An 18,086-nucleotide genomic window follows, 5' to 3' on the forward strand; every position below is an offset into this window, starting at 1 on the left:
TCGTTTGCAGCTACTATATTGATAGCGCCTGCTTTTGCAAGCCCATCAACTCGGTGATGCCCTTCTCCGCCAGACTCAGCAGCTTGTCCATCTCGGCGCGGGTAAAGGCCACGCCTTCGGCCGTGCCCTGTACCTCGACAAAATGGCCGGCACCAGTCATCACCACGTTCATGTCGGTGTCGCAGGCGGAGTCTTCCACGTATTCCAAATCCAGTAGCGGCGTGCCCTGCACGATGCCCACGCTGATAGCGGCCACGGGAGCCGTGATCGGCGACTCGGTGATCTTGCCGGCTTTCAGCAAGCCGTTCACGGCGTCTTGGGCGGCGACGAATGCGCCGGTGATGGCGGCGGTGCGCGTGCCACCGTCGGCCTGGATCACATCGCAGTCCAGCTGAATGGTGCGCTCACCCAGCTTCTTCAGGTCGAACACGGCGCGCAGGGAGCGACCAATCAGGCGCTGGATTTCTTGCGTGCGGCCGCTTTGCTTGCCACGCGCGGCCTCGCGGTCACTGCGGGTGTGGGTAGCGCGGGGCAACATGCCGTATTCGGCGGTGACCCAGCCCTCGCCGCTGCCGCGTTTGTGCGGCGGCACACGTTCTTCGACCGACGCGGTGCACAGCACCTTGGTGTTGCCAAACTCGATCAGCACCGAGCCCTCGGCATGGATGGTGAAGCTGCGGGTGATGCGCACGGGGCGCAATTGGTCGGCGGCGCGTGCGCCGGAGCGGGCAAATTCGGTCATACAAATCCCAATAAAAGAAAACGATAAAAGCAAAAGACGGCGCAGCAACCATGCCCGCCGTCTATGAAGGTGGTGTGACCCTGGTGGCGGCTAGGCCTTGCGGGCGGCAGAGCGGCGTATCGCCTCGTTGATTTCGGCAATCGAGCGTTCAATGGCCGCGTCGTCCAGGTCATCGACCGCAGAATCCAGCCAGCCAGCCTGCACGGTGGACGCAAACACGCCATCGTCAATGGTGTCGGTGGAGATGCTGCCGCGGGTGGATTCGAAGGAGTCGGGTGTCTCCCACTCCATGGCGATCACGGTCACGTTGTCGCTGTGCGCACCAGCCTTGATCAGCGCGCGCTCCACCAGATCGGGCACCGCAGAGGCCACCGGCTTCTGGCCCAGTTGGTAGACGATATCGGTATCTTCCACACTGCCCCACAAACCGTCGGAGCACAGCAAAATGCGGTCACCCTGCTGCAGCGGCACCGGGCCGGTGACGTCGAACACGGGCTTGGTCGGAGAACCCAGGCAGGTGTAGAGCACGTTGCGGTTGAACTTCTCGGGCAGCGGCACGTCAGGCTTGGCCTCTTGGTGCTGCTCGATATAGGAATGGTCGCGCGTGCGGGCCAGCAGTTCGCCATGGCGCACAAAGTACAGACGCGAATCGCCGCAGTGTGCCCAGTGGGCTACGCCGCCCTGCACGATGGCCGCCACCAGCGTGGTGCGCGGCGTGTCCATCAAATGCTTTTCGGCGGCGTAGCGCAGGATCTGGCGATGGGCTGCCATGATGGCCGTGGCAAAGAAGGCTTTGGGGTCTTCGATCTCGGGCTTGGCTTCCTTCTGGTACAGCGCCGATATGGCCTGCAGCACCATCTGGGCGGCCACTTCGCCTTCGGGGTGTCCACCCATGCCATCGGCCAACAAGAAAAGACCGGACGCCTTGGTGTAGCAATACCCCATGCGGTCTTCGTTCTTTTCACGACCGCCCTTGCGGCTGATCTGGAATACTGAAAACTTCATTTCGGTTTGGCGCCTGCGTTGGCGACACCCAGCATGCTGCGCTTGGTGTCGGTCACCATGGTGTCAAACTGCATGCGCACCTTTTCACCGACGCTGAGCTTGGTGTAGCGGCGTTCGCCCTCACGGCTCAGTTCCTTTTGTAGCGCAAAAACGGATTGCGGCCGAGACAGCGGGTCCAGCGACATGCACCACTCCACGACCTCAATCAGGTTGTCGGAGTACACGCCGCGCAAGCGGGCCAGGGCCACGGCAATGCGGTCTTTCTCCAGCCGCTGCGGTGCCTCATTCGGCGGGAAGCCCTGCATGCAGGCATAGATACAGGCGCCAATGGCGTAGATATCGGTCCACGGGCCCATGGAGGCGTCGCGGCGGTACATCTCGGGAGCCGCAAAGCCGGGCGTGTACATGGGGCGGATGAAGTTGCCCTCTTTGCTCAGCACTTCGCGGGCGGCGCCGAAGTCGATCAACACGGACTTGTTGTCGTCAGTGATGAAGATATTGGCGGGCTTGATGTCCAGGTGCAGCATCTTGTGCTGGTGCACGATGCGCAGACCGCGCAGGATTTCGTCGAACAGCGAGCGGATGGTCGATTCACGGAACACCTTGCTCTGCTTGAGGTCGCGCGCGGTAACGATGAAGTCCTGCAGAGCGGCGCCCTCCAGGTAGTTCATCACCATGTAGACGGTTTCGTTTTCGCGGAAGAAGTTCAGCACGCTGACCACCGAGGGGTGGGAAATCTGCGCCAGCGAGCGGCCTTCTTCAAAGAAGCTTTTGAGGCCCAGGCGGTACAGCGACAATTTTTCGGGCTGCACCTGGGGCAGCAGCTCGCCAGGTGCGCGGGTCGCCAGCGACGAAGGCAGATACTCCTTGACGGCCACACGCTGGCCATCGGCGTCCAACGCCAGATACACCAAGCCGAAGCCACCCGCTGCCACCTTGCGAATGATGCGGTAGCCGCCAATCGTGGTGTCGGGGGGTAAGGGTGCTGGTTTGACCTTCGACATAAATTAAGAGTTGCTCGCCTGTCTGATCCGTCTGAACCGGGTTATTCTCGGGGCCGTTTCATGAACCGAGAACACCCAATGCCAGTTTATAGCATGACAGGTTACGCCAGTGCACAGCACAGCACGGGCACTGCCACCCCCGACGGCGACGCCAAAGGCCCCGCCGGGCAACTGGGCTTGGAGATACGTTCAGTCAACAGCCGTTTCCTGGATTTGGCCTTCCGTCTGCCGGAGGACTTGCGCCAATTTGAGCCCGCGTTGCGCGACCTGCTGGTGGGTGTGTTGAAGCGTGGCAAGGTCGAGGTGCGCGCCTCCATCGAGGTGCAAGCCGCCAGCTCGGTTGCCGAGCCCACCACGCGCATGCTGCAGCGCCTCAATGCCGTGCAGGACAACGTCAAGGCCTGGCTGCCCACAGCCACGCCGCTGAGCGTGGCCGATGTGATACGCCTGTCGGCCGCCGAACAGACCGGCTCGCATGACTGGGCGGCCGTGGTCGTGCCACTGGCCGACAAGGCGCTCAAGTCCTTGCTGAACGCCCGCCAGCGCGAAGGCGAGCGCCTGAGCACCATGCTGCTGGACCATATCCAGCAACTGCGCGCCCTGGCCCAGAAGGCCGTTCCCATGATCCCCCAACTGGTGGAGCAGAACCGCCAGAAGTTCCTGGCCCGCTGGAAAGAGGCCATGGCCCTGACCGAAGGCGCCACGCTGCCCGAGGCGGCCCAGGACCGCGCGCTGACCGAAGCCACGGCCTTTGCCATCCGCATCGACGTGGCGGAAGAAATCACCCGCCTCTCCTCCCACCTGGACGAGATCGAGCGCCTGATCAAGAAGGGCGGCGAGATCGGCAAGCGCCTGGACTTTTTGATACAAGAATTACACCGGGAAGCCAATACGCTGGGCTCCAAGTCAGCCGCGCTGGAGCTGACCCATATCTCGGTGGACATGAAGGTGCTCATCGAGCAGATGCGCGAGCAGGTTCAGAACATAGAATAGGGCATGGACTACCCCGGTAACCTTTTTGTCGTCGCCGCCCCCAGTGGGGCCGGCAAATCCAGCTTGGTCAAGGCCTTGCTGGAGCTGGATTCCCATGTGCAGCCTTCGGTGTCGCACACCACGCGGCCGCCCCGGGGCCAGGAAAAGCATGGCCGGGAATACTTCTTTGCATCTGAACAAGAGTTCGACGCCATGGTCGCCGCCGACGGTTTCGTCGAATGGGCCCATGTGCACAACTTTCGCTACGGCACTTCCAAGCGTGCCATCGAAGAGCGCATGGCCCAGGGCGCCGATGTGATCCTGGAAATCGACTACCAGGGCGCCATCCAGATCAAGAACATCTTTGCCAACGCCGTATCCATCTTCATCCTCCCCCCCAGTTGGGAAGAGCTGCGCTCACGGTTGGAGCGCCGCGGCGAGGACGCCCCCGAGGTCATCGACGTACGCATGAAAAACGCCGCAATCGAGGTCGCCCAGGCCGGAAAATTCGACTTCGTTATAATCAACGAGTTGTTTGACCGTGCGCTTTTCGATTTGAAGGCCATTGTTCACTCCCAGCGGCTCAAATTTGCAGCGCAGCGTCGTGCCCGAGCCGAAACATTCAAAGCGTTGCTCATCCCCTAGTCTTTCGGAGAACTCCATGGCCCGTATTACTGTAGAAGACTGCCTGGTGCAGATTCCCAACCGTTTCCAACTGGTGCTGGCGGCCACCTACCGCGCCCGCATGCTGAACCAGGGCCACACGCCCAAGATCGAGAGCAAGAACAAGGCTGGTGTGACCGCCCTGCGCGAAATCGCTGCGGGCAAGGTCGGCATTGAAATGCTGAAAAAAGTCCCCCTCTAAGCCTTGGCGCTCCCTAAAAAGCACCGCATGCGGTGCTTTTTTTTGGCCCATTCGCGGCCTGGGCGCGGCCAATGTTTTTGGAGCACGCTACATTTACGCCATGGGCACCCCTGTCAAACCACCGCCGCGCAAAGATGCTCTCGTATCGGGTGCGCTTGATGCGCCCGTGCTCGACCCGGCGACCACCAACGCCGCGGCCAACGCCGCCGCCGCCAGTTTTGCCGGATTGGTGTCCAAGCTGGACTATTTGTCGCCTGAAGACCTGGAAAAGGTGCGCCAGGCCTACCGTTTTGCCGACGAAGCCCATTTGGGCCAGTTGCGCAACAACGGTGAACCTTACATCACCCACCCGATTGCCGTGGCCGCCCAGTGCGCGGAATGGAAGATCGACGCCCAAGCCTTGATGGCGGCGTTGCTGCATGATTCGCTGGAAGACTGCGGCGTCACCAAGACCGAGCTGATCGAGAAATTCGGCTCCCCGGTCGCGGAGTTGGTGGACGGGCTGACCAAGCTGGACAAGCTGCAATTCAACACCCGCGAGGAAAACCAGGCCGAGTCCTTCCGCAAAATGCTACTGGCCATGGCCCGCGATGTGCGCGTGATCTTGATCAAGTTGGCCGACCGATCCCACAATATGCGCACGCTGGGCGATGTACCCCGTAGCAAGTGGGGGCGCATTGCATCCGAAACGCTTGAAATCTATGCCCCCATCGCCCACCGCCTGGGCCTCAACCAGACATACCGCGAACTGCAAGACCTGTCGTTCCGCCACCTGAGACCTTGGCGCTACACCACGCTGTCCAAGGCGGTCACCAAGGCCCGCAGCCGCCGGCGCGACCTGATCCAGAAGGTGGACAAAGAGGTGGAAGCCGCCTTTGCCGAGGCCGGCATCAGCGTCCGCATTGCCGGGCGCGAAAAAACGCTGTACTCCATCTACAAGAAAATGGACAGCAAGCACCTGAGCTTTGCTCAAGTGACCGATATCTATGGTTTTAGGGTCATAGTGCCAACCGTTATCGACTGTTACACGGCGTTAGGCGTTTTGCACCAGTTGTACAAGCCGCTACCGGGCAAGTTCAAGGACCACATTGCCATCGCCAAACTCAACGGCTACCAGTCGCTGCACACCACGCTGGTGGGGCCATCGGGCGTGAATGTGGAGTTTCAGATGCGCACGGAGGCCATGCATCTGGTGGCCGAGTCCGGCGTAGCGGCCCACTGGCTGTACAAGGTCAACAACCCGGACGAGGCTCCACCGGATCGACTGGGCACCAAATGGCTGCAGTCCCTGCTGGACATCCAGGACGAAACCCGCGACGCCGGCGAATTCTGGGACCACGTCAAGGTCGACCTCTTCCCCGACGCCGTCTACGTCTTCACACCCAAGAGCCAGATCATGGCCATGCCGCGGGGCGCCACGGTGGTGGACTTCGCCTATGCCATCCACAGTAATGTGGGCGATCGCACGGTATCTGCACGCATCAATGGCGAACAGGTCGCCTTGCGCACCGAACTCAAAAATGGCGACGTGGTAGAAGTATTGACCGAGCCCATGGCCACGCCCAACCCGGCCTGGCTGGGTTTTGTGCGCACTGGCCGCGCCCGATCCAAGATCCGCCACCACCTCAAGACCATGGCCCACACCGAGTCCGAGGAGTTGGGCGAGAAGCTGTTGATCCAGGCCCTGCGTGCCGAGGGCATTGACCGCTTCCCCGATGCGGAGCTAGACCCCACATACGAACCCATTTGGGAGAAGTTACTGCGTTTTACCGGCAATAAGAGCCGTCAGGAGTTGCTGACCGATATCGGCCTGGGCAAGCGCATTGCCAATATTGTGGCCAAGCGCCTAGTGCATCTGCTGGCCGACAGCGGCCAGAAGCCCGACGCCCTGCTACTGACGCGCGAGCGATTCACCGCGCACGAATCTACAGCGCAAGCCTCCATCACACTGGACGGCAGCGAAAACGCATCGGTGCAATTTGCCAGCTGTTGCCGACCGATACCGGGCGATAGCATCGTCGGCTACCTGGGCCGTGGCGAGGGCTTGGTCGTGCACGTGCACGATTGTCCGGTCGCCAAAAAGCTGCTCTACAAGGATAGTGAGCGCTTCATCAATGTGGACTGGTCCGACGAGCCGGTGCGCTCCTTCGAAACGGGCATCATGGTCACCGCCAAGAATGGCAAAGGTGTGCTGGCCAAGGTAGCAGCGTCTCTGGCCGCTGCCGAGGCCGACATCGTGCACATCGACATGGGCAGCGAGGGTGCGCAGGAGGATGTGGACTTCCGTTTTGTGGTCGGCGTGCGTGACACAGCTCACCTGACCATGGTGCTGCGCAACCTGAGCCGCACGGCATCCGTCATGCGGGCCGAGCGCCGCAAGGTGGCAACGCCCAACTACGCCAGCGGCCCCACTAGCCAGTAGTCTTGTTTTCAGGTGCAGGGTAGCTGACCTTCAGCACCTCGATCTCTTCCACCTTGCCGGGCATCACCAGCTTGAGCACGTCGCCCGTATGGGCCTTGAGCAGCGTACGGGCAATCGGCGAGATCCAACTCACCTCGCCCAGCGCGCTATTGGCCTCGTCAATGCCGGTGATGGTGACGGTGCGCTCCTCTCCGGCCTCATCAGCATAGGTGACGGTGGCGCCAAAAAAAATCTTGTCGTTGCCAAAGTGGATTGAGGGCGTGGCGATTTCTGCAATCTCCAGGCGCTTGGTCAGAAAGCGGATGCGGCGGTCAATCTCACGCAGGCGCTTCTTGCCGTACAGATAGTCCCCATTCTCCGAACGGTCGCCGTTGCTGGCAGCCCAATGCACTACTTCAACGATCTTGGGCCGCTCGTTGTCGATCAGGTCCAGCAACTCGTTGCGCAGTGTGGCGTAGCCCTTGGGCGTGATGTAGTTCTTGCCGCCACCCGGAATGGGGGGCAGTTGCGGATCGCCGTCTTCATCGTCTGCGTGGTCCGACTCTTTGGTGAAAGCCTTGTTCATGGGTGCATAGGATAAAAGAACGGGAAAGAACGGGGCGCAAAAACGAAAAAGCCCTAGAACATTGCTGTTCTAGGGCTATCGTTTGGTGCGGCTGGCAGGAATCGAACCCACGACCCCTTGGTTCGTAGCCAAGTACTCTATCCAGCTGAGCTACAGCCGCTAAGCCAATGATTGTAGCACAGCTTTTTGGCAGTTCTGAAAATATTACAGACCCAGCATTTCGCGGGCCTCTTGCGGTGACGCAATCACCCGTCCGGCCCGCTGTGCGCACTGGGCCAATTCGGCAATCAAGGCGCCGTTGCCGCTGGCCCGCTCGCCATTGGGCAGGTAGAACGTATCCTCCAAGCCTGTGCGCAGCATGCCGCCCAGATCGGCCGTCTTCTGGTGCACGGGCCAGATCTCGGACCGGCCGATCAGCGTGCTTTGCCACACGGCGTTGGGCGCCATCCATTGCGGCAACAGAGCCAGCAGGTCGGCATCGCAAGGCATGCCGGAGGCCACGCCCATGACCAGGTTGTACTCCGGCCGGCCCATCTCGGGCTTCAACATGCCGGACTTGATGTACATGCCCACCGAACGCACGATGCCCACGTCAAAGCACTCAAACTCGGGGTGCGTGCCGCATTCGGCCATCACGTCCAGAAACTGCTGGACCTTGGCGACCGGGTTGTCAAACACCATGGGCGGCCAGGCCCATTGGCCGTCTTCCTTGATCTTCAAATAGTTCAGGCTGCCAGCATTGCAGGCGGCGATCTCGGGTTTGACGCGGCGTATGCAGGCCAAGGGGCCGGAGATGTCCTTACCCACCACACCCGTGGTCAGGTTGATGATGACGCCGGGGCATGCCGCACGGATCGCATCGGTGACGGAGGCCATGACCTCCGGGTCCCACGACGGCAGGTGGCCCATGCCCTCCTCCTGGTTGCGCACATGCACATGCATGATGCTTGCACCGGCGTTGAAGGCGTCGCGCGCCTCCGCGGCCATCTGTGCGGGGGTCACCGGCACGGGGTGCTGCTTGGGGTTGGTCAGCACGCCGGTCAGCGCGCAGGTCAGTATGGCTTTTTCCATTTTCTTAAGCTTCCTTGTTTTGGGTTGCAGCGATTTCCAGTTCGACCAACAGCGCGCCCGCTTCCACTTGGTCGCCCGCCTTGGCGTGCACGGCCTGCACCACGCCTGTGGCTTCGGCACAGAGCCACATTTCCATCTTCATGGCTTCCACGCAGGCCAGTTGCTGGCCTACCTGCACCGCCGCACCCGCCGACACCAGAACTTGGGTGAGCTTGCCGGCTACCGGCGAGCGGGCCCTGCTGGCGTCCTTGCGTGCATCGGCGTCAGGGAATGGCGAGACCTCGGCGAATAAAAAACTATGCCCGTCCAACGCCAAGTGCAGCGTGGTGCCGGCAAACACGGCGATGGCATTGCGCGTGACGCCGTCCACCGCATAACGCAGCCGGCCATCGGCAAATTCCAGCACCGAGGCATCCACCGCGGTGCCAGCGTCCAACGCCACAGCTACTGCACCCTGGCGGTCCGGGCGCACGCGGACGTTGCGCACAACGTCACCGCATTGCAGCTTCACATCAAAGGCGGCCACGCTGTTGGCGCGCCAGCTGCTGCCGTCACGTGTTGCCATGGCCATCGCAGCAACGCGCCATACGGCGTCGCCCGGCACCGGGGCCTGCAACAAGGCTTCGCCCTGCTCCTGCCATTGGTCGATCAACGTGGTGGTCATTTCGGCCTTGCGGAAGGCCGGGTGGTCCACTAAGTCGCTCAGGAAACGGCCATTGTTCTTCAGTCCCAGCAAGGGCGTGTTGGTCAACGCTGCGCGCAGGCGGCGGATGGCGTCATCGCGGTCACGGCCATGTACGATGATTTTGGCGACCATGGGGTCGTAGTACGGCGAGATGACGCTGCCCTGGGCTATGCCGTCGTCCACGCGAACGCCCGCGTGCAGTCCACTCACAGGTTGCCACCACAGCACCGTGCCGGTCTGCGGCGCAAAGCCCGTGTAGGGGTCTTCCACATACAGGCGGGCCTCGATGGCATGGCCGGTGAGGGTGACATCGGCCTGCTGCACGGGCAGCGGCGCACCCGCGGCCACGCGCAGTTGCCACTCCACGAGGTCGTAGCCGGTGATGCATTCGGTCACCGGGTGCTCCACCTGCAAGCGGGTGTTCATCTCCAGAAAGTAGTGGTTCAGTTTGTCGTCGACGATGAACTCCACCGTGCCCGCGCCGCGGTAACCCACGGCCAGTGCGGCGGCCACGGCGTCCTTGCCCATGGCGTCGCGCATGGCGGGCGTGACGACCGGCGACGGTGCCTCTTCAATCACCTTTTGGCGACGGCGCTGGGCCGTGCAATCACGCTCGCCCAGGTAGACCGCGTTGCCATGGGCGTCGGCAAAGACCTGGATTTCGATGTGGCGGCCGTTGGCGATGAGGCGCTCCAGCATCAGTGTGCCGTCACCGAAAGCGCTGGTGGCTTCACGCCGTGCGCCTTCAATGCCCTGCAGCAACTCAGCGTCGCTGTGGACGAGGCGCATGCCGCGCCCACCGCCGCCGGCCACGGCTTTCACCAGCAGCGGGTAGCCCAGCTTCTTGGCCTCGGCGGTCAACACCGTATCACTCTGGTCCGCGCCCAGGTAGCCCGGGGCACAGGGCACACCCGCATCCAGCATGCGGCGTTTGGCCAATGCCTTGTCGCCCATGGCCTCGATCGCGCTGGCGGGTGGGCCAATGAAGACCAGACTGGTATCAGCACAGGCCTGCGCAAAACCGGCGTTTTCACTCAGAAACCCATAGCCGGGGTGCACAGCATCGGCACCGGTCTTGCGCGCCGCTTCCAGGATGGCGTCGACACGCAGGTAAGACTCGGCTGCTGGCGATGCGCCGATGTGCACGGCCTCGTCGGCCAGCGCCACATGGGGCGCGTTGCGGTCCGCATCACTGAAAACGGCCACGGTGCGATAGCCTAGGTGGCGCGCGGTGCGGATCACGCGGCAGGCGATCTCGCCTCGGTTGGCAATAAGAATCTTGCTAAACATGGAGTGCCTCGCGGAAAGCCTGTGTGGCAGAGCGCTTTGCTCCGTGTCCCCCGTCCGCTGCGCGGCCTCCTCCTTTACCTACGCAAAGCCCTCTGCCACACAAGCTTTCAGTGGCGATCTGTTGTGCTGAGAATGTCATGTTGTCAATGTCCAATTAGGTTTGCGTTTCTGGAGGAATGCGGCCATGCCCTCTTGCCCCTCCGTGCCCTGGGCGGCTTTGGAGAAGACTGTCGCGGCCTGTTGCACCAGGTCTTGCGGTTCACACAGCCGGGCCTGGGCCATCAGTACCTTGGTGGCGGCCAGCGCACCGGGCGCGCAGGCCAGAATCTCGGCCAGCACGCTGTCCAGCTCTGTCTGCAGGTTGGGGGTGTCGACCACGCTGTGCACCAGCCCCAGGCGCAGGGCAGCGGCTGCATCCAGCCGGCCACCAGTGACGGCCAGACGCTTGGCCTGCGAGTAGCCCAAACGTTCGACCAGGAAGGGCGCGATCTGCGCGGGCACCACACCCAGCGAGGTTTCAGGCAAACGGAAGCTCGCGGTCTCGCTGGCAATGGCCACATCGGCCACGCAGGCCAGGCCAAAGCCCCCGCCCATGACCGTGCCCTCCAGCACCGCGACCACGGCCAGCGGCGTGCGGGCATAGGCCGCGCACAACTCGCCAAATGCAGCGTTGACTTCGGCAATGGGGTCTGCACCATCGGTAGGCGCCTGCATGGCACGCATGCGTGCTGCCGCCATGTCCTTCAGGTCAGCACCAGCGCTGAAGTGGCCACCCGCACCGCGCAGCACGACCACGCGCACCGCATCGGGTGTGCCAACGGTGGCCTCCGCATCCTGCAGCACTTGGCGCAACTCCGCCACCATTTGCAGCGACATGGCGTTGCGGGATTCAGGACGGCTTAAGCAAATATGCGTGGTAGCCCTCGTCCGCTCTACCTGTATCGCTTCGAAATTCATAGCATTTGCCATCAGGCTTTTCCTGGCAAGGTGCCTTCGAGCTTGCAGATGATGCCCAGCATGATCTCGTCGGCACCGCCACCAATCGAGATCAGGCGGCCATCGCGGTAGGACTGGGCAATGGGGTTGTCGGCGGTGAAGCCCATGCCACCCCAGTACTGCAGGCAGCTATCCGCCACCTCGCGGGTCAAGCGCCCGGCCTTGAGCTTGGCCATGGAGGCCAGCTTGGTCACGTCCTTGCCGCCCACATAACTCTCGACCGCGCGGTAGGTCAATGCCCGCAGGGCCTCGACCTCGGTGCGCAACTCGGCCAGGCGGAAATGCACGACCTGGTTGTGCAGGATGGGTTTGCCAAAGGTCTCACGGTTGCGGGTGTAGTCGATCGTCTGGTCGATCAACCGGTCCAGTGAGCGCAGGCTGCCGGCCGCACCGTAGAGGCGCTCTTCCTGGAACTGCAACATCTGCAGCATGAAGCCCATGCCCTCCTGCCCGATCAGGTTCTTCTGCGGCACGCGCACGTTGTCGAAGAACAGTTGTGCCGTGTCGCTGGAGTGCATGCCTATCTTGTCGATCTTCTGGCGGGTCACGCCCGGGCTGTTCAGCGGCACGACGATCATGGACTTGTTCTTGTGCGGCGCGCCTTCGGACGTATTGGCCAGCAGGCAGCACCAGTCGGCCTGCATGCCGTTGGTGATCCACATCTTGGAGCCGTTGATGATGTAGTCATCACCATCCTTGCGGGCCGTGGTCTTGAGCGCCGCCACATCGGAACCACCCCCCACCTCGCTGACGCCCACGCAGCCCACCATATCGCCGGCAATGCTGGGGGCCAGAAACTCATGGCGCAGCGCGTCGCTGCCAAAACGGGCCAGTGCCGGCGTACACATATCCGTCTGCACGCCAATGGCCATGGGCACGCCGCCGGCATTGCATTCACCCAGCGCCTCGGCCATGACCATGGAGTAGCTGAAATCCAGCCCCAGGCCACCAAACTCGGTGGGGTATTTGATGCCCAACAGGCCCAGGTCGCCCATCTTCTTGAACAGGGCGTGGGCGGGGAAGATGCCGGCCTTTTCCCATTCCGGCAGGTGGGGGTTGATTTCTTTGGCGACAAATTTGCGGACCGTGTCGGCGATCTGCTCGTGCTCGGGGGTGAATTTCATGGTGGCGTTGTTCTTGTCGTTGGTAGGGGTTTACATGCGGGCGACGCCGAAGGTGTTGGGGTTCAGCTTGCGTTGCTCGGCCTCGGCCGCTAGCGCCAAACCCAGGCCCAGGATGCGGCGTGTGTCGCGCGGGTCGATGATGCCGTCGTCCCACAGGCGGGCCGTGCCAAACAGCGCGGTGGATTCCTTGTCCAGCCGCAGGCGCAGGCCGTCTGACATGGCGGCCAGGGCCTCTTCATTGGCCTCCATGCCGCTGCGCTCGATCTTGGCGCGGTTGACAATGTCCATGACCTTGGCCGCCTGCGCGCCCCCCATCACCGCCGTGCGTGCCGAAGGCCAGGCGAAGATAAAGCGGGGGTCAAATCCGCGACCACACATGCCGTAGTTGCCAGCGCCGTAGGAGCCACCCAGCACAAAGGTGAACTTGGCCACGCGCGCATTGGCCACGGCCTGGATCATCTTGCTGCCATGCTTGATGGCCCCGCCCCGCTCCGCCGCAGAGCCCACCATGTAGCCGGTGGTGTTCTGCAAAAAGACCAGCGGCGTGCCGCTCTGGTCGCACAGCTGGATGAACTGCGCGGCCTTGGTCGAACCGGTGGGCTGTATCGGCCCGTTGTTGCCCAGAATGCCGACCAGATGGCCCTGCACACGGGCGTGGCCGCACACCGTCTCGGCGCCATATTCCGCTTTGAACTCCAGAAAGTCCGAGCCATCCACCAGGCGGGCAATGACCTCACGCACGTCATAGGGCTCGCGTTCGTCGGCGGGGACTATGCCCATCAGCTCCTGCTCATCAAACAGCGGCTCGGCATGTGTGGCGGGCGGCTGCGCTGCATCCCAACGCAGCTTGTCCATGACCTCGCGCGCCATGGCAATGGCGTGTGCATCGTCCTCGCACAAATACTCACCCAGGCCGGTGACCTGGGCATGCGTCTCGGCACCGCCCAGCTCTTCTTCAGTGCAGTCTTCACCCATGGCAGCCTTGACCAGGGGCGGGCCGGCCAGAAAGATGTTGGAACGGCCACGCACCAGGATCACATAGTCCGACAGGCCCGGCATATAGGCGCCACCAGCCGTGGACGAGCCATGCACCACCGCGATCTGCGGCAGACCCATGGCCGACATGCGGGCCTGGTTGGCAAAGGTGCGGCCGCCTTCGATGAAGATCTCGGCCTGGTACATCAGGTTGGCACCACCGCTCTCCACCAGCGAGATCAGCGGTAGCTTGTTCTCTTGCGCGATCTGCTGCATGCGCAGGCCCTTCTTCAGGCCCATGGGCGCCACGGTGCCGCCCTTGACCGCGCTGTCACTGGCGGAAATGATGCAGCGCTTGCCCGCCACCACGCCAATGCCGACGATGGAGCCGCCGCCCATGACCGACTTCTTGCCGTCGTCATCGTGCATGTTGAGCCCGGCCAGGCGGCTCAACTCCAGGAAGGGCGTGCCGCGGTCCAGCAGGCGGGCCACGCGCTCGCGCGGCAGCAACTGCTTGCGCTGCGCGAACTTGTCGCGCTTGGATTCAGACTCGGCAATCACCAGGCCTTCCAGGCGCTGGACTTCGGCCAGCAGGCCCTGCATGCGCTGGGCATTGGCGGCAAAGGCGTCGGATGTAGTTTTGATCTTGGAACGGAGGGCAGGCATGGGTAGCAGTCCTAGAAGTCCTTGCATTGGTGATTGGCATTAGACGGCATGGTGACGTTAACGTCAACCTAGTGCCGTATAGGTGTTTTTACTGATGTTTAGGTGATACTCCACCGATACCATCCGGCTCCATCACCACCCTGACTACGCAAGGAGCGTCCCTATGAATCTCGAAGCCTGCACCCAAGCCATCCGAACCAAGGTGGGCGCCGACAGCGGCCTGAACGCCACGCTCAAGTTCGACTGCGGTGCCGACGGCGTGATCCGCATCGACGGCGCATCCACCCCCAACACGGTGACCAATGACAACGTGGATAGCGACTGCACCGTGGGCATCACACTGGACAATCTGAACGCCATGCTCGGCGGCGACCTGGACCCCACCACCGGCTTCATGGCCGGCAAGCTCAAGGTCAGTGGTGACATGGGCGTGGCCATGCGCCTGCAACGCGTAATCTGAGTCCACGACGATGTCCGCAACCGACGCACAGGCCTTTGTCGACTCCCACCGCGACCAGGCCACGACCGAACTCTTTGGCATCACCGAGCTGTGCCGCGAATTCGGCATCACGCTGCGGGCGCTGCGGTTTTACGAGGACAAGGGCCTGCTAGCCCCGCGGCGCATCAATGGTGCGCGGGTCTACACGCGGCGCGACCGGGCCCGCCTGGCGCTGATACTGCGGGCCAAGGCGATTGGCTCACCGCTGTCCGAGATCAAACGCTACCTGGACCTGTATGGCCACCAGGGCGAGGGGCGCAACCAGCAGTTGAACTACGTCATCGAGCGCACCGACGCCGAGATTGTGGAGCTGGAGAAGAAGCGCGCCCGCATCGACGAAACACTGGCCGAGCTGCGCGTCATCAACACCTACGCGCGCAAGCAATTGGAAGTGCGTCAACGCACAGACAGCAAGGCCTGAGCCCGCAAAAGCCGCTGCCAGCGGCCCGAAACTGGCTATGATGCCTTGTGCCCTCCCAGTGCCAAGCCCCATACCCGCCACGCTGTCCATGAACACCTGGTCTGCCATTGCCGCTGCCAGTGTGGTCATCGCCCTCGCCATGGCCGCGCTGTACTGGCGTGAACGCCAACGCCGGCTGGCGCTGGCGCAAGAAATGGATGGCTTGAGCAAGCAGTTGTCGACCCAAGCCGGCAGCGACGCCATGCCCGGCCTGCTGACACGCGCAGGCTTCGATGCTGCATTGACCCGAAGGGCGCTGAAGGCCGACAACAACGGTGCCGGCCCCTTCGGTGTGCTGTACGTGGCACTGGACAATTTCGTGATGCTCAACGATGCCTTCGGCAACGAAACCGGCGACCGTCTGCTGCGCGAAGTGTCGCGGCGCCTGGCCCTGTGCAACGGCCCCAAGACCCAGGCCTGCCATATTGCGGTCGGCGAATTCGCGCTTATCGTGGACGGCGACCACCACAGCGCCCACACCTCGGCGCAGGGCGTGGCCGACGCGCTGGCCGTGCCCTTTAGCTACGAGACCATCCGCGCCCAGCTCACCTGCTCCATCGGCATCGCCATCTATCCGGACCATGGCGCCATCAGCAAGCTGCTGGGCAACGCCGCGCTGGCCATGCGCAGCGTCAAGCTCAACGGGGGTAGCGACTTCTGCCTCTACGACCCCAAAATGGGTGTGGAGGTGCGCGAGCAGGCCCTGCTGTTCAACGGTCTGCGCAGCGCGTTGGAAAAGGGCGAGTTCGAGCTCTATTTCCAGCCCAAGATCGACGCCATCAGCCTGCAGGTCACTGGGGCCGAGGCCCTCTTGCGCTGGCACCACCCCGAGCGCGGCCTGGTCAGCCCCGTGGTATTCATCCCACTGGCAGAGCAATATGGTTTGATCGGCCCCATAGGCCACTGGGTCATAGAAGAGGCCTGCCGCAAGGCCGCGCGCTGGCGTGAGCAAGGCCTGCGCATGCGGGTGGCCGTCAACATCTCGGGCTACCAGATGCGCGAAGACGACCTGGTCAACCGTATTGAGGCGGCCTTGCAACGCAACGGCATACAGCCCGAGCGCTTTACCTGTGAGATCACCGAGTCCGTCGCCATGGAAGACACCAAGGTCACGCAGCTCACCTTTGAGAAGATGCGCAATGCAGGCTTCCACGTCTCCATCGACGACTTTGGCACCGGCTACTCCAGCCTGGCCGCGCTGCGCAAGCTGCCCGCCGCCGAGCTGAAGATCGACCGCGCCTTTGTGTCCGACCTGGAGGAGAGCGAAGACGCCCGCTCCATCGTCCAGTCCATCGTCAACATGGCCACGGCGCTGAACCTGCGCGTGGTGGCCGAGGGTGTAGAGACACCCGGCCAGCGCGATCTGCTGGTGGCCATGGGCTGCAACGAGCTGCAGGGCTTCTTGTTCTCCCTGCCCATGCCCGCCTACGAGCTGGAGCGCCTGGCGCTGGACGAACACCAGCCCGATGAGATGGAATTCCGCAAATCCTTGTTTTCAGAAACTTATCTGGGAAAATTGCACTGACCCCAACGCCCACCCCACCTGAAAAGAAAATTGCCAGCCCCCGCTTGCGAAGCCGTTTCTCCCTATAAGGCAATGCCATGAGTTTCTTTGACCGTTTCAAAGCTCTGACCAAAAAAGAGCCCGGCACCACACCCGCGCCCGACGCCGCCTCGCCGGTACAAAACGCCATTGAGCGGCGCAACCGCAAGCGCAAGAATGCGCGCCAGGGTGCTACTGCGCTGATCATTGACGACTCCCCCACCGTGGTGGCGGCGCTGCGCAAGATCTTGCGGTCGGCCGGCTACATCACCCGCGACGCTGGCGACGCCGAGGCCGGCCTGGCCATGCTGGCCGAGGTCAAACCGGACCTGATCTTTCTGGACATCGTGCTGCCCGGCATGAACGGCTTTGGAGCGCTGCGCGTCATCCGCAAGGACCCAGCCACCCACCACATCCCCGTCATCATGATCAGCGGCAACGAACACGCCACCGAGCAGTTCTACGCCAACAAGATCGGCGCCGACGACTTCATGAAGAAGCCCTTCTCGCGCTTTGAAGTCTTCGCCCGCATCGAAATGCTGCTGGACGCCAACCGCGAATTGCGCCGCAAGGGCTTTGGCGCCGCCGAGCCGTCGTCGTCCTCCTCTGCCCCCGCTGCTGCCGTCAAGGACGTGCAGGAAGAAATGATCCAGACCCTGCCCGCCGCACGCACAGCCGCGTCACTGGCGGGCGTGCCTCCAGCGGGCAGCAATATTCCAGTCGTCAGCACGCTGGCCGAGTGGCCCGAGCTGGAAGCCCGCAAGCAGCTTACCGCCATGGGCTTGCAGTACTTCGACCAGGGCCAATTCTTCTCCGCCATTCGCCGCAGCGACCAGTTGGCCGTGGCCCTCTTCGTCGCCGGGCGCGGCATGGACAAGAACACCAGCCTGGAAGGCAAGACGGCACTGGCCGTGGCGCAAGAGGTGGGCAAGCCGGAGATCATCCAGTTGCTGCTGTGACGGGCGAGATTTCGGCACCACCCAAGCCACAGAAAAGCGAAAAGCCTGCAGTTCAATCGAATTGCAGGCTTTTTACATTTCAAGGTAAATGGTAGGGCGTGAGTGACTTGAACACTCGACCAAAGGATTATGAGTCCTCTGCTCTAACCAACTGAGCTAACGCCCCGAACCAGCGGGAGATTGTAATGGGGTTGTTGGAGGCCAATATGTGGCGGTACAACACTTGCCCAGCTGCTTAAACAG

The 18,086-nt window shown here is 62.6% G+C and carries 17 protein-coding genes and 2 tRNA genes; 8 read left to right on the forward strand and 11 right to left on the reverse strand.

Annotated elements, in window-relative coordinates; translation table 11 throughout:
* Positions 1-13 precede the first annotated feature (13 nt).
* The 3 genes from rph to AC07OO_RS11370 all read right to left on the reverse strand — a co-directional run bounded on the left by rph (position 14) and on the right by AC07OO_RS11370 (position 2,751).
* Entirely contained in the window at positions 14-742 is a 729-nt protein-coding gene (gene rph, locus AC07OO_RS11360) for a ribonuclease PH (RefSeq protein WP_495082216.1), read from the reverse strand.
* A gap of 90 nt (positions 743-832) precedes the next feature.
* Positions 833-1,747: a PP2C family protein-serine/threonine phosphatase gene (locus AC07OO_RS11365; RefSeq protein ID WP_495082217.1), complete on the reverse strand. Its 915-nt coding sequence runs from the start codon at positions 1,745-1,747 to the stop codon at positions 833-835.
* Positions 1,744-2,751, reverse strand: a complete 1,008-nt coding sequence (locus AC07OO_RS11370; protein ID WP_495082218.1) for a serine/threonine protein kinase — start codon at positions 2,749-2,751, stop codon at positions 1,744-1,746. Before AC07OO_RS11370 ends, AC07OO_RS11365 begins: the two co-directional genes overlap by 4 nt.
* Before the next feature lie 78 nt (positions 2,752-2,829).
* Between AC07OO_RS11370 and AC07OO_RS11375 the strand changes: the two genes are divergently transcribed.
* The 4 genes from AC07OO_RS11375 to AC07OO_RS11390 all read left to right on the forward strand — a co-directional run bounded on the left by AC07OO_RS11375 (position 2,830) and on the right by AC07OO_RS11390 (position 7,010).
* Positions 2,830-3,744 (forward strand): YicC/YloC family endoribonuclease, encoded by a 915-nt coding sequence (locus AC07OO_RS11375; protein WP_495082219.1) that lies wholly within the window; start codon positions 2,830-2,832, stop codon positions 3,742-3,744.
* 3 nt (positions 3,745-3,747) lie between these two features.
* Positions 3,748-4,368: a guanylate kinase gene (gene gmk / locus AC07OO_RS11380; protein ID WP_495082220.1), complete on the forward strand. Its 621-nt coding sequence runs from the start codon at positions 3,748-3,750 to the stop codon at positions 4,366-4,368.
* Positions 4,369-4,384: 16 nt separating this feature from the next.
* Complete coding sequence (gene rpoZ / locus AC07OO_RS11385) at positions 4,385-4,588, forward strand: DNA-directed RNA polymerase subunit omega (RefSeq protein WP_479610817.1); 204 nt, start codon at positions 4,385-4,387, stop codon at positions 4,586-4,588.
* Positions 4,589-4,688: 100 nt separating this feature from the next.
* On the forward strand, positions 4,689-7,010 hold the full coding sequence (locus AC07OO_RS11390; protein WP_495082221.1) for a RelA/SpoT family protein: 2,322 nt from the start codon (positions 4,689-4,691) through the stop codon (positions 7,008-7,010).
* On the opposite strand, the gene greB is transcribed toward AC07OO_RS11390, so the two are convergent.
* The 7 genes from greB to AC07OO_RS11425 all read right to left on the reverse strand — a co-directional run bounded on the left by greB (position 7,000) and on the right by AC07OO_RS11425 (position 14,382).
* Positions 7,000-7,575, reverse strand: a complete 576-nt coding sequence (greB, locus tag AC07OO_RS11395) for a transcription elongation factor GreB (RefSeq protein WP_495082222.1) — start codon at positions 7,573-7,575, stop codon at positions 7,000-7,002. The two genes, AC07OO_RS11390 and greB, sit on opposite strands and share 11 nt — an antisense overlap.
* An 83-nt stretch (positions 7,576-7,658) precedes the next feature.
* Positions 7,659-7,735: transfer RNA gene (locus AC07OO_RS11400), tRNA-Arg, on the reverse strand.
* Positions 7,736-7,779: 44 nt separating this feature from the next.
* Positions 7,780-8,646, reverse strand: a complete 867-nt coding sequence (locus AC07OO_RS11405) for a beta-keto acid cleavage family enzyme (protein ID WP_495082223.1) — start codon at positions 8,644-8,646, stop codon at positions 7,780-7,782.
* Positions 8,647-8,650: 4 nt separating this feature from the next.
* Positions 8,651-10,621 carry an acetyl/propionyl/methylcrotonyl-CoA carboxylase subunit alpha gene (locus AC07OO_RS11410; protein WP_495082224.1) on the reverse strand — a complete coding sequence of 657 codons (1,971 nt, stop codon included), beginning with the start codon at positions 10,619-10,621 and terminating at the stop codon, positions 8,651-8,653.
* 135 nt (positions 10,622-10,756) lie between these two features.
* The gene (locus tag AC07OO_RS11415; protein WP_495082225.1) at positions 10,757-11,590 is read right to left on the reverse strand and encodes an enoyl-CoA hydratase/isomerase family protein; all 834 of its coding nucleotides are present in this window, start codon (positions 11,588-11,590) and stop codon (positions 10,757-10,759) included.
* Positions 11,590-12,741 (reverse strand): acyl-CoA dehydrogenase family protein, encoded by a 1,152-nt coding sequence (locus tag AC07OO_RS11420; RefSeq protein WP_495082226.1) that lies wholly within the window; start codon positions 12,739-12,741, stop codon positions 11,590-11,592. The genes AC07OO_RS11415 and AC07OO_RS11420 overlap by 1 nt, the downstream gene beginning before the upstream one ends.
* Positions 12,742-12,771: 30 nt before the next feature.
* On the reverse strand, positions 12,772-14,382 hold the full coding sequence (locus AC07OO_RS11425) for an acyl-CoA carboxylase subunit beta (RefSeq protein ID WP_495082227.1): 1,611 nt from the start codon (positions 14,380-14,382) through the stop codon (positions 12,772-12,774).
* Positions 14,383-14,545: 163 nt separating this feature from the next.
* Here AC07OO_RS11425 and AC07OO_RS11430 point away from each other — a divergent pair, with 163 nt between their 5' ends.
* The 4 genes from AC07OO_RS11430 to AC07OO_RS11445 all read left to right on the forward strand — a co-directional run bounded on the left by AC07OO_RS11430 (position 14,546) and on the right by AC07OO_RS11445 (position 17,843).
* A complete protein-coding gene (locus AC07OO_RS11430; RefSeq protein WP_495082228.1) occupies positions 14,546-14,842 on the forward strand; it encodes an SCP2 sterol-binding domain-containing protein in 297 nt (98 codons plus the stop codon).
* Positions 14,843-14,852: 10 nt separating this feature from the next.
* Positions 14,853-15,302: a MerR family transcriptional regulator gene (locus AC07OO_RS11435; protein WP_495082229.1), complete on the forward strand. Its 450-nt coding sequence runs from the start codon at positions 14,853-14,855 to the stop codon at positions 15,300-15,302.
* Between the two features lie 88 nt (positions 15,303-15,390).
* On the forward strand, positions 15,391-16,866 hold the full coding sequence (locus AC07OO_RS11440; protein ID WP_495082230.1) for a putative bifunctional diguanylate cyclase/phosphodiesterase: 1,476 nt from the start codon (positions 15,391-15,393) through the stop codon (positions 16,864-16,866).
* Positions 16,867-16,943: 77 nt separating this feature from the next.
* Positions 16,944-17,843 (forward strand): response regulator, encoded by a 900-nt coding sequence (locus AC07OO_RS11445; protein WP_495082231.1) that lies wholly within the window; start codon positions 16,944-16,946, stop codon positions 17,841-17,843.
* A gap of 89 nt (positions 17,844-17,932) precedes the next feature.
* Here AC07OO_RS11445 and AC07OO_RS11450 read toward each other — a convergent pair.
* Positions 17,933-18,009 (reverse strand) — tRNA-Ile (locus AC07OO_RS11450).
* Between the last annotated feature and the right edge of the window lie 77 nt (positions 18,010-18,086).

The organism is Rhodoferax sp. GW821-FHT07G04 (assembly GCF_059418585.1).

Coding starts and splice junctions, on each gene's coding strand:
- AC07OO_RS11440 (WP_495082230.1), top strand. CDS start 15,391: ATGAACACCTGGTCTGCCATTGCCGCTGCCAGTGTGGTCATCGCCCTC.
- AC07OO_RS11390 (WP_495082221.1), top strand. CDS start 4,689: ATGGGCACCCCTGTCAAACCACCGCCGCGCAAAGATGCTCTCGTATCG.
- gmk (WP_495082220.1), top strand. CDS start 3,748: ATGGACTACCCCGGTAACCTTTTTGTCGTCGCCGCCCCCAGTGGGGCC.
- rpoZ (WP_479610817.1), top strand. CDS start 4,385: ATGGCCCGTATTACTGTAGAAGACTGCCTGGTGCAGATTCCCAACCGT.
- AC07OO_RS11365 (WP_495082217.1), bottom strand. CDS start 1,747: ATGAAGTTTTCAGTATTCCAGATCAGCCGCAAGGGCGGTCGTGAAAAG.
- AC07OO_RS11430 (WP_495082228.1), top strand. CDS start 14,546: ATGAATCTCGAAGCCTGCACCCAAGCCATCCGAACCAAGGTGGGCGCC.
- AC07OO_RS11425 (WP_495082227.1), bottom strand. CDS start 14,382: ATGCCTGCCCTCCGTTCCAAGATCAAAACTACATCCGACGCCTTTGCC.
- AC07OO_RS11420 (WP_495082226.1), bottom strand. CDS start 12,741: ATGAAATTCACCCCCGAGCACGAGCAGATCGCCGACACGGTCCGCAAA.
- greB (WP_495082222.1), bottom strand. CDS start 7,575: ATGAACAAGGCTTTCACCAAAGAGTCGGACCACGCAGACGATGAAGAC.
- rph (WP_495082216.1), bottom strand. CDS start 742: ATGACCGAATTTGCCCGCTCCGGCGCACGCGCCGCCGACCAATTGCGC.
- AC07OO_RS11405 (WP_495082223.1), bottom strand. CDS start 8,646: ATGGAAAAAGCCATACTGACCTGCGCGCTGACCGGCGTGCTGACCAAC.
- AC07OO_RS11375 (WP_495082219.1), top strand. CDS start 2,830: ATGCCAGTTTATAGCATGACAGGTTACGCCAGTGCACAGCACAGCACG.
- AC07OO_RS11410 (WP_495082224.1), bottom strand. CDS start 10,621: ATGTTTAGCAAGATTCTTATTGCCAACCGAGGCGAGATCGCCTGCCGC.
- AC07OO_RS11445 (WP_495082231.1), top strand. CDS start 16,944: ATGAGTTTCTTTGACCGTTTCAAAGCTCTGACCAAAAAAGAGCCCGGC.
- AC07OO_RS11415 (WP_495082225.1), bottom strand. CDS start 11,590: ATGGCAAATGCTATGAATTTCGAAGCGATACAGGTAGAGCGGACGAGG.
- AC07OO_RS11435 (WP_495082229.1), top strand. CDS start 14,853: ATGTCCGCAACCGACGCACAGGCCTTTGTCGACTCCCACCGCGACCAG.
- AC07OO_RS11370 (WP_495082218.1), bottom strand. CDS start 2,751: ATGTCGAAGGTCAAACCAGCACCCTTACCCCCCGACACCACGATTGGC.